The organism is Actibacterium sp. MT2.3-13A, from assembly GCF_018139985.1.
Classification (GTDB): domain Bacteria; phylum Pseudomonadota; class Alphaproteobacteria; order Rhodobacterales; family Rhodobacteraceae; genus JAGSOU01.
The window spans coordinates 1-9,189 of sequence record NZ_JAGSOU010000001.1; the positions used below are offsets into that span (position 1 = coordinate 1).

Sequence of the window (9,189 nt, forward strand, 5' to 3'; positions counted from 1 at the left end):
AATCTGCGCCTCGGTGAAACGGCTCTTTCGCATTCGTCTGCTCCTTCAGGGTTGAGCAGACTCTACATCATGGTGCGGGACTTCGTGGGGGGCAGGTCAGAACGCATGTTTTTCCCGGCGGGCGCTGCCCTCGGCGCGGTCGGTCCGGGCTGGTCCGCGGCTCATTCCTCGCCGCCGATCCTGCCGCGCAGCGCCTTTACCTCGCCGCGCTCCTTCTTCGCCTTCAGCCGCCGCTTTTTCGACCCCAGCGTGGGCTTCGTCGCCACCCGCCGCTTCGGCGCCACCAGCGCCTGGCGGATCAGATCGGCCAGGCGCTCCCTCGCGATCTCGCGGTTGCGGGCCTGGTGGCGGGTCTCGTCGCAGAAGATCACCACCGCCCCTTCCTTGGTCCAGCGCCGCCCGGCCAGACGCTTCAGCCGCCGCTTCACCGGCTCGGGCAGCGCGGGCGACCGCTCCGCCTCGAAGCGCAGTTCGACCGCAGTGGACACCTTGTTGACGTTCTGTCCGCCGGGGCCCGAGGACCGCACGAACTGCTCGGTCAGTTCCCAATCCTGGATCTCGATCTGGTCATTGATGCGCAGCATCGGCGGGCGCTCCGGGGACGGAAAAACACATATGGGGGGTCATATGCGGTTCATATGGAATTCATACGACCCGGGCGGGCCAAATGAAAAGGGCCGCCCAGATCAGACGGCCCTTCGAGATCTATGGGAGATGGTTCAGTTAGAGCCATGCCCAATCAGGGGTGTTCAGCCTCAAGGTCTGCCTTCAGGCCACGGCCCCCCCGACTGTCTTGATCCCTCTCGCCAACATCACTCTAGACACTGGACCACCTCCTTTCTGTTGCTGCCGTTATCTAGGAGGGTGCCACAGATTTTGTGTTTGTCAAAACTTTTCACGCAACCTGTTGCCGGATCCGGTTCACGATCAGGCGAAAGGGGATCAGCGCCAGCAGGGCGAGGCCCAGTTTGACCAGCCAGTCCGCAACGGCCAGCGACACCCACAGCGGCACCACCGGGCCGAGCCCGAGCAGCGGCAGCGCCTCGTTCGCCCAGGACACGTCATTGCCGGGCTCGATGAAGGCCAGCGCCCCCGAGAAGGCAATCGTGAAGAAGATCGCGGTATCCAGCGACGACCCGACAAGGGTCGAGGCCAGCGGCGCCCGCCACCACGCACCTTCGCGCAGGCGGTCGAAGATGGCCACATCCATCAGCTGCGCCACCAGGAAGGCCGCGCCGGAACCGAGCGCGATGCGCAGCGTCACCAGCGGGCCGAACTCGCCCATGATCCGGGTGCCGATCAGCGAGCAGATCACCCCGGCGACAAAGCCCGCGAACACGACCTTGCGCGCCGGGCCCGGGCCGTAGAGGCGGTTCATCACGTCGGTGACGAGGAAGGCGATGGGATAGGTGAAGGCGCCCCAGGTCAGCCATTGGCCGAACAGGAACTGCACCAGGATGTTGGAGGCCACAACCACCGCGGCCATGGCGATCACGCCGGGAAGAATGCGGGTCATATCCGTTGATCCGTTTTGGTCAGGGTGCGGAGACTTGACGCGGCCGTCAATGCCGAACGCGCCCCTCTACCGCCCCGGCCCAGGCGGATCAAGCGCGCCGTCCAGCCGGTATTCGACAAACTCGGTGCGCTGCAGGCGGTTGAAATTGTCGTCCGAGACCATGGTCAGCCGGATCGCCCCGTCCGCGTCGCGCCAGACCGACAGCCCCTCCAGGTTGTCGTGCTGGCCGGCATGGGTGGTCAGCAGGGTCTGCTCGCCGCTCAGCCCGCGCGCCGTGACGTCGAACCGGCGCACCCGGCTGCGGAACCCGAACAGCCCGCGGAAATCGCGCTCCAGCAGGTAGAGCCTGCCGTCGGGGCCGAAATCCGCGCCCACGGGCAGGAAATCGCCCCGCCGCGGCAGGAAGAAGGGCTGGGTCCAGGTGCCGTTCCGGTAGCGGTAGACCGGAAACGGCCAGTCCTTGCGCCCGCTGCGCTCGGGCAGGGTGTAGAGCGTGCCGTCGGGCGCGATGGCCAGCGCCTCCAGCGAGGCATTGCCCTGCATCACCTTGAAATCCGGGTGGCGCGGCAGCCAGGCGGCCTCGGAGGCGGCGTCTCGGTAGGTCCAGACCCGGTGGAAATTCTCGAAGGAGACGTAGATCCGCCCGTCCGGCCGGATCGCCAGCCCCTCGGCGTCGCTCTGGAAGCGCTTCAACGCGCCGCCCTCGGTGCCCTTCAGCGGCACGAGGCGCAGCCCGGCAACCCCCGCGATCTCGCCGCCCTCGCGCAGCAGGGTGCCGGTGACGATGCTGCCCCGGTCCGACAGCGCGGTGAAATGCGCGCCGTCGGCCGTCAGCTCCAGCCCCGACAGCCCGCCGAACGCCTCGCCCGGCATCGACCATCCGAGCCGCCCGGCCAGCTGCGCCCGGCCGGGCGGCGGGGTAGCGGAGGTCAGCGTGGACAGCGCCAGCAGCGCGAGGATCAGCGGGAGGCCAAGACGTGCGCGCATTGGCGGGGCAGATCCTTCATCGTGTAATCGCGCGGGTGGCGCGGCTTGGGCGCGGGTTTCGCCGGCTTTCCGACCGTCTTGGGCGGGTTCAGGTAATCGGTCACCCACCACGTCAGCGTCTCGTCGCAGCCGTCGCCACCCTTCGACAGGTCGGCCACCGAGGGGGTCTGGGTCACGCAATCGGTCGAGCCCGCGGGGCATTTCAGCCGGACGTGGAAATGGGTGTCGTGACCGTAGAGCGGGCGCACCTTCTGCAGCCACGCCCTGTCGGCGCGGGTCGCGTTTCGGCACATCTCGATCTTCACCGGGGCGGTGACGAACAGCCGGTCCACCGCCGGATCCTGCGCCGCGGCCTTGATGATCTCGTGATGCGCCCGGCTCCAGTTGCCGTTGAGGCTTTTCTGATCCGCGCTGCGCACCGAGATCGAGCTCAGCTTCTCGCGCTCCGCGCGGCTGAGGTTCAGCCGCTTGGGCGGATACATCCAGATATCGACGTCCAGCCCGATCTGGTGCGAGCGGTGACCCGAGGTCATCGGCCCGCCGCGCGGCTGGCTGATATCCCCGACATAGAGGCCGGCCCAGCCGTGGCGGGTGGCCTCCTGGCTCAGGCGCTCGATAAAGGCGATGGTGTCGGGATGGCCCCAGTTGCGGTTACGGTCGAGCCGCATGGCCTGCCAGGTGGGGCCGGTCTCGGGCAGTTCCTGCAGCCCGCCGGCGCAGCCCTTGGCGTAGGAGCCGAAGGCCGCGGGCGGCTCATCGGACGCGCTGCGCAGTGCGCCGAACAGAACATTCGCCTTGTCCTGCGCCAGCGCGGGCGCGGCCAGCCCCAGGATCAGGGCGAGGGAGGTCAGGATTCGGACCATGGGGCTGCTCGTTCGCCATCGGGTTTGACGAAGGATAGCAGCAAAAACCCGATCAGAAAAAGGACGATCAGCGGGGTGATCCCCATCTGCTGGCTGCCGGTCAGGTCGGTGACCACCCCGATCGACAGCGGCGCGATGAAGGAGGTCGCCTTTCCCGCCAGCGCGTAGAGGCCGAAGGCCTCGGTCATCCGGCCGGGGCGGGCCTGGCGCACCATCATGGTGCGGCTGGCCGTCTGCAATGCGCCGCCTGCCGCGCCGATGGCCGCGCCGAGGACGTAGAAGGCGATGTCGGGCAGGCGGGACCCGGCCGCCACCGGCAGGCCGAAGACGCTGTCGCGCGAGACGAACACGACGCCCAGCGCCACGCCCGTCAACACCGCCACGCAGGCCACGATCACCGGTTTGGGGCCAAGGCGCGCATCGGCGTGCCCGCCGATCCAGGCGAACAGCGCGCCCGCGACGGCGGCGAGGATGCCGAAGATGCCGACATCGACAACCGACCACTCCAGCACCCCCGCGGCATAGATGCCGCCGAACACATACATCCCGTTCAGCGCGTCGCGGTAGAACATCGACGCGCCGAGATAGGCGAACAGGCTGCGACTTTCGGGAAGGTGGCGCAGCGTCAGGCGCAGCTCGGGCAGTGCCGCGCGCACGGCCTGGCGCATGGTCTCGGCGCCCGGGCGCCGCGGCTCGCGCACCCACAGGAAGAACGGGATCATGAACGCCGCGAACCACAGCGCGGTGAAGGGGCCGACGGCCCGCGTGCCCTCGCGCATCTCGGGGTCGAGGCCGAGGAGGGGCGCGATGCCGATCAGGGTCTTTCCGGTCTCGGCATTCTCGGCGAAGAGCAGCAGCATGATCGCCAGCGCCAGCACGCCGCCGACGTAGCCGAAGGCCCAGCCGGAGCCCGAGATGCGCCCGATCTCCTCGCGCGCGCCCAGGTCAGGCAGCATGGCGTTGGTGAAGATGGTGGCGAACTCCATCCCCACCAGGCCCAGGCCGAACAGCAGCATGATGAGGGCGAGGTTGAAATCGCCCGGCGCGGCATACCACAGCCCCCAGGCCCCGATGACGTAAAGCGCCGAGAACAGCCAGATGAAGCGCATCCGCCCCCCGGCCCGGTCGGCGATCGCGCCCAGCGCCGGGGCCAGAACCGCGATCAGCAGGCCAGCCGCCCCCACGCCATAGCCCCAGGCCGCCTGCGCGGCCGATCCGTCGCCCAGCAACTCCTTGACATAGGGGGCGAAAACGAAGGTCAGCAGCAGGGTATTGTAGGGCTGGCTGGCCCAGTCGAAGAACCACCACCCCCAGATACGTCTGCGCGCGTTTGCCCCGGCCATGCCCTATCCCCCTTGATTGAGCCGATATGACAGGCAAACCGCGGCACGCGCAAGAGAGCCCGCTCAGCCCGCGGGCGGCCAGGGGCGGGTGGCTTCGGCCGCGATCCAGTTGGCCACCCAGTCGGGCAGCGCGGGCGAGGCCGCCCGCTGACCCAGCGCCGCCATCACCCGCGCCGGCGGGACGATGCCGCTGCGGTCCGTCACCGCCGAACGGTAAAGCGCCTGGCTGGTGCAGGTCTCTCCTTTCCACATCGACTGGTCGATATAGATGAACTTGTCGTCCCAGCCCACGCAGCGCGAGCGGATCTCGACCCGGTCGAACATCCGCACCCGCCGCCGGTAGCGCACCGAGACCCCGGCCATGGTCAGCCCCCAGCCTTGCGCGCGCAGCACCGGGATCAGCCCGATCCGCTGTGCCAAGGGGATGCGCCCGAGATCGTAAAGCGTCAGCGCCCGGCCGTTGTTCAACTCCCACCAAATGTCGAGATCCCAGGGCCAGCACAGATGGTGCGACACATGGGTGCCGGTCAGCGGCAGCGGCGCGGCGCGGCGGTTCTTCCACAGCTCCTTGGTCATGCGGATAAAGGGATACATCGGCGGGCTCCTTTCGCCCGCGACCCTGCCCGCGCGTGGCGCGGCGTCAACCGCAACGTCGCGTTATGCGGTTGCCAGTTCGCGCGTGCGCCCTTACCTCTGGGCACGACCGCTGCAGTGAAAGACGCACCATGAACTCGATTTTCCAGATCCTCTACCTGATCCTCGACATCGTCTGGTTCGTGATCATCGTCCAGATCATCATGAGCTGGCTGATCTCGTTCCAGGTGCTGAACACGCGCCAGCCGCTGGTGGCCCAGGTCTGGCACGGGCTGAACCGGCTGTTGGAGCCGCTCTACCGCCCGATCCGCAACCTGCTCCCCAATACCGGCGGGCTGGACCTGGCGCCGCTGATCGTGCTGGTGGGCCTCTATGCCCTGCGGATCGTGATCGCCAACAACATGTATGCGTTCTGAGGCTTGTTCACCGATTCCTAGTATGGGATGGTCCGTGAAAACCTGAGCCGTTTTCGGAAAATCCCGCACAGCAATGCCCTCAGCGCCCGAGCTTCTCTCCTCCGTCTTCGGATTCGATGCCTTCCGCCCGGGGCAAGAGGAGATCGTGAACGCGGTGATCGCGGGCCGCAACACGCTGGCCATCATGCCCACGGGCGGGGGCAAATCGCTGTGTTATCAGTTGCCCGCGCTGGTGCGCGAGGGCGTGACGGTGGTGATCTCGCCGCTGATCGCGCTGATGCGCGACCAGGTGCGGGGGCTGCGCGAGGCGGGCGTGGCCGCCGGCGCGCTGACCTCGGGCAACACCGAGGAGGAGACCGACGCGGTCTTCCGCGCGCTGGACGCGGGCGAGCTGAAACTCCTCTACATGGCGCCGGAGCGGCTGGCCTCCGGCGGCACCTTGACGCTGCTGCGCCGCATCGGCGTCGGGCTGATCGCGGTGGACGAGGCGCATTGCGTCAGCCAGTGGGGCCATGACTTCCGCCCCGATTACTTGGAGATCGGCAAGCTGCGCCACGCGCTGAACGTGCCGCTCGCCGCCTTCACCGCCACGGCGGACGCCGAGACGCGGGCCGAGATCGTGACGCGCCTGTTCGACGGGCAGCCGCCCGAGACCTTCCTGCACGGCTTCGACCGGCCCAACATCCACCTCGCCTTCGCCGCCAAGACCAGCCCGCGCAACCAGATCCTGAGCTTCGCCGCCGCCCGAAAGGGGCAGTCGGGCATCGTCTATTGCGGCACGCGCGCCAAGACCGAGACGCTGTCGCGTGCGCTGGCCGAGGCCGGGCATTCCGCCTGCCATTACCACGGCGGGATGGAGGCCGAGGCCCGCCGCCATGTCGAGGGCCGCTTCCAGCAGGAGGACGGGCTGATCGTGGTCGCCACCGTCGCCTTCGGCATGGGGGTGGACAAGCCCGACATCCGCTGGGTGGCCCATGCCGACCTGCCGAAATCCATCGAGGCCTATTATCAGGAGATCGGCCGCGCCGGCCGCGACGGCGCCCCGGCCGAAACCCTGACGCTGTTCGGCGCCGACGACATCCGCCTGCGCCGCGCGCAGATCGACGAAAGCCTCGCCCCCCCCGAGCGCCGCATGGCCGATCATGCCCGGCTCAACGCCCTGCTGGGGCTGGCCGAGGCGCTGCACTGCCGCCGCCAGAGCCTGCTCTCCTATTTCGGGGAGGAGGCCGAGCCTTGCGGCAATTGCGACCTCTGCGACAGCCCGCCGGAGCTCTTCGACGGCACCGAGGCCGTGCGCAAGGCGCTGTCGGCGATCCTGCGGACGGGCGAATATTTCGGCACCGGGCACCTGATCGACATCCTGCTGGGTGTCGAGACCGACAAGATCCGCGCCCGCGGCCATGACGCGCTGCCGACCTTCGGGGTGGGGCTCGAATTCGACAAGCGGCAGTGGCAGGCGGTTTTCCGGCAGATGATGGGCCATGACCTCGTCCGCCCCGACCCAGAGCGCCACGGCGCGCTGCGCATGACCGAGGCCGCCCGCCCCATCCTGCGCGGCGAGGACAGCATCACCCTGCGCCGCGACACCCTGCGCGCGCAGGCGTCGCGCCCGGTGGCCAGGGCGCTGGTTTCGGAGGAGGACGCGCCGCTGCTCTCCGCCCTCAAGGCCAAGCGCCGCGCCTATGCCGAGGCCGCCCGCGTGCCCGCCTATGTCGTCTTCAACGACCGCACCCTGATCGAGATGGCCGAGGTCAAGCCGCGCACGCTGGACGAGATGGCGCGCATCTCGGGCGTCGGCGCGACCAAGCTGGAGCGTTACGGCGCGGGCTTCCTAGAGGTCATCACCGGCGCGGTGCCTGCCCCCGAACACCCCGCGCGGCGCAAGCTGGCGGGGCGCGAGGGCGGGGCGCTCTACGACCGGCTGATGGCGGCGCAGGCGGATCTGACGCGCGGGGAGACGGGGATCGACAAACCGCTCAGCTGCTCGGCCTCGCAGCTGGCGAAACTGGCCGAGATGCAGCCGCGCGACATGGGCACGCTGACCCGCATCCTCGGCGAGCGCCGCGCCGACCGCTTCGGCGAGGCGTTCCTCGAGGTGCTGGCCGAGGGCTGAGGCTGGACCAAGCGCGCCGCTCTGCTAGATAAGGGGTTCAACCGGAAGGAGCCCCCCGCATGCTGGTCGTGATCTCGCCCGCCAAACGCCTCGACATGTCGCCCCATGACGGCCCCGCGCCGACCACGCCCGATTTTCAGGGCGACGCGGTGGAACTGGCCGGGGTGGCGCGCGGGTTGACGACGGGCGAGCTGCAAAAACTGATGGGCCTGTCGGACAAGCTGGCCCGGCTGAACGCGGAGCGGTTCGCCGATTTCGCGGCCGATCCGGCGCCCGAGGCCACCCGCCCCGCGGCCTTCCTGTTCGACGGCGACACCTATGCCGGGCTCGAGGCGCGCACGCTGGACGAGGACGCGCTGCGTTGGGCGCAGGATCACTTGCGCATCCTGTCGGGGCTTTACGGGATGCTGCGCCCGCTCGACGCGATCCAGCCCTACCGGCTGGAAATGGGCAGCAGGCTCGCCAATGCCCGCGGCAAGAGCCTTTACGACTACTGGGGCGACCGGCTGGCGAAGGCGCTGAACGCGGCGGGCGCGGCGGCGGGCACCGAGGTGCTGGTGAACTGCGCCTCCACCGAATATTTCGGCGCGGTGGACCAAAAGGCGCTGCAACTGCGCGTCATCACCCCGGTGTTCATGGAAGAACGGAACGGCCAGGCCAAGATCGTCAGCTTCTACGCCAAGAAGGCGCGCGGCGCGATGGCGCGCTTCATCTGCGAGAACCGCCTGACCGACCCGCAAGCGCTGAAGGAGTTCGACACCGGCGGCTACCGCTTCAGCGCGGAGATGTCCGAGGACGACCGGATGGTCTTCCTGCGCACTCAGGTGGAGGCTGCGGCCTGATCCAGCAACGCGGGGTCGTAGGCCACCAGCTCCACCGTGTTGCCCTCCGGGTCCTCGGTGAAGATGCCGCGCCAGCCGACCCAGCCGAAGATTTCCAGGCGATAGGGCTGGCCGATCTTGTCGTACCAGTCCATCACCGCCTGTTGTTCGTCGTAAGGCAGCGACAGGGCGATGTGATGCAGCGACGAGCCCGCGCCGGTCGCGGGGGCGGTGTCGTGACGGAACAGCGCCAGAACCGTGGTATGCCCGCCAAAGCCGGGCGCGATACGGAAAAACATGATGTCATCGCTGCGGTTGCCAGACAGGCGTTCCAGCCCGATGACCTCTTCATAGAAGCGGGCCATGGCCTCCATGTCGGCGCAGCGGATGGCGATTTCGCCAAGGGCGCGCGGGCGGAAAGGTGGGGTGTCGCTCATGCCCGGCATCCTGAACCCGGATTGGAACGGTGGCAAGAGGCGTCTCTGCGCGGGTCATTCGCGCGGGCCGGGAATCGTTGGAAATGGGCGCGCCCGTGT

Annotated in this window: 10 protein-coding genes; 3 read left to right on the top strand and 7 right to left on the bottom strand. The window is 68.5% G+C overall.

Translation table 11 applies throughout. The annotated features are described in order from the left end of the window. Positions 1–161: 161 nt before the first annotated feature. The 6 genes from arfB to KCI33_RS00030 form a co-directional block, all read right to left on the bottom strand. On the bottom strand, positions 162–584 hold the full coding sequence (gene arfB, locus KCI33_RS00005; RefSeq protein WP_212522696.1) for an alternative ribosome rescue aminoacyl-tRNA hydrolase ArfB: 423 nt from the start codon (positions 582–584) through the stop codon (positions 162–164). Between the two features lie 311 nt (positions 585–895). Continuing rightward, positions 896–1,516, bottom strand: a complete 621-nt coding sequence (locus KCI33_RS00010) for a queuosine precursor transporter (RefSeq protein ID WP_212522697.1) — start codon at positions 1,514–1,516, stop codon at positions 896–898. Between the two features lie 66 nt (positions 1,517–1,582). Next, complete coding sequence (locus tag KCI33_RS00015; RefSeq protein WP_212522698.1) at positions 1,583–2,503, bottom strand: esterase-like activity of phytase family protein; 921 nt, start codon at positions 2,501–2,503, stop codon at positions 1,583–1,585. Continuing rightward, positions 2,476–3,366, bottom strand: coding sequence for a penicillin-insensitive murein endopeptidase (gene mepA / locus KCI33_RS00020; protein WP_212522699.1), 891 nt, complete (start codon positions 3,364–3,366; stop codon positions 2,476–2,478). The genes KCI33_RS00015 and mepA overlap by 28 nt, the downstream gene beginning before the upstream one ends. Continuing rightward, positions 3,351–4,709: an MFS transporter gene (locus KCI33_RS00025; protein ID WP_212522700.1), complete on the bottom strand. Its 1,359-nt coding sequence runs from the start codon at positions 4,707–4,709 to the stop codon at positions 3,351–3,353. The genes mepA and KCI33_RS00025 overlap by 16 nt, the downstream gene beginning before the upstream one ends. Before the next feature lie 63 nt (positions 4,710–4,772). Then, on the bottom strand, positions 4,773–5,303 hold the full coding sequence (locus tag KCI33_RS00030; RefSeq protein ID WP_212522701.1) for an acyl-CoA thioesterase: 531 nt from the start codon (positions 5,301–5,303) through the stop codon (positions 4,773–4,775). Positions 5,304–5,434: 131 nt separating this feature from the next. On the opposite strand from KCI33_RS00030, the gene KCI33_RS00035 reads away from it, so the two are divergent. The 3 genes from KCI33_RS00035 (at position 5,435) to yaaA (ending at position 8,674) form a co-directional block, all read left to right on the top strand. Next, the gene (locus KCI33_RS00035) at positions 5,435–5,719 is read left to right on the top strand and encodes a YggT family protein (protein WP_212522702.1); all 285 of its coding nucleotides are present in this window, start codon (positions 5,435–5,437) and stop codon (positions 5,717–5,719) included. A 73-nt stretch (positions 5,720–5,792) separates the two neighbouring features. Continuing rightward, entirely contained in the window at positions 5,793–7,832 is a 2,040-nt protein-coding gene (recQ, locus tag KCI33_RS00040; protein WP_212522703.1) for a DNA helicase RecQ, read from the top strand. A gap of 59 nt (positions 7,833–7,891) precedes the next feature. Next, positions 7,892–8,674, top strand: a complete 783-nt coding sequence (yaaA, locus tag KCI33_RS00045; protein WP_212522704.1) for a peroxide stress protein YaaA — start codon at positions 7,892–7,894, stop codon at positions 8,672–8,674. Here yaaA and KCI33_RS00050 read toward each other — a convergent pair. After that, positions 8,653–9,090 (bottom strand): VOC family protein, encoded by a 438-nt coding sequence (locus KCI33_RS00050; protein ID WP_212522705.1) that lies wholly within the window; start codon positions 9,088–9,090, stop codon positions 8,653–8,655. The genes yaaA and KCI33_RS00050 overlap by 22 nt on opposite strands. Between the last annotated feature and the right edge of the window lie 99 nt (positions 9,091–9,189).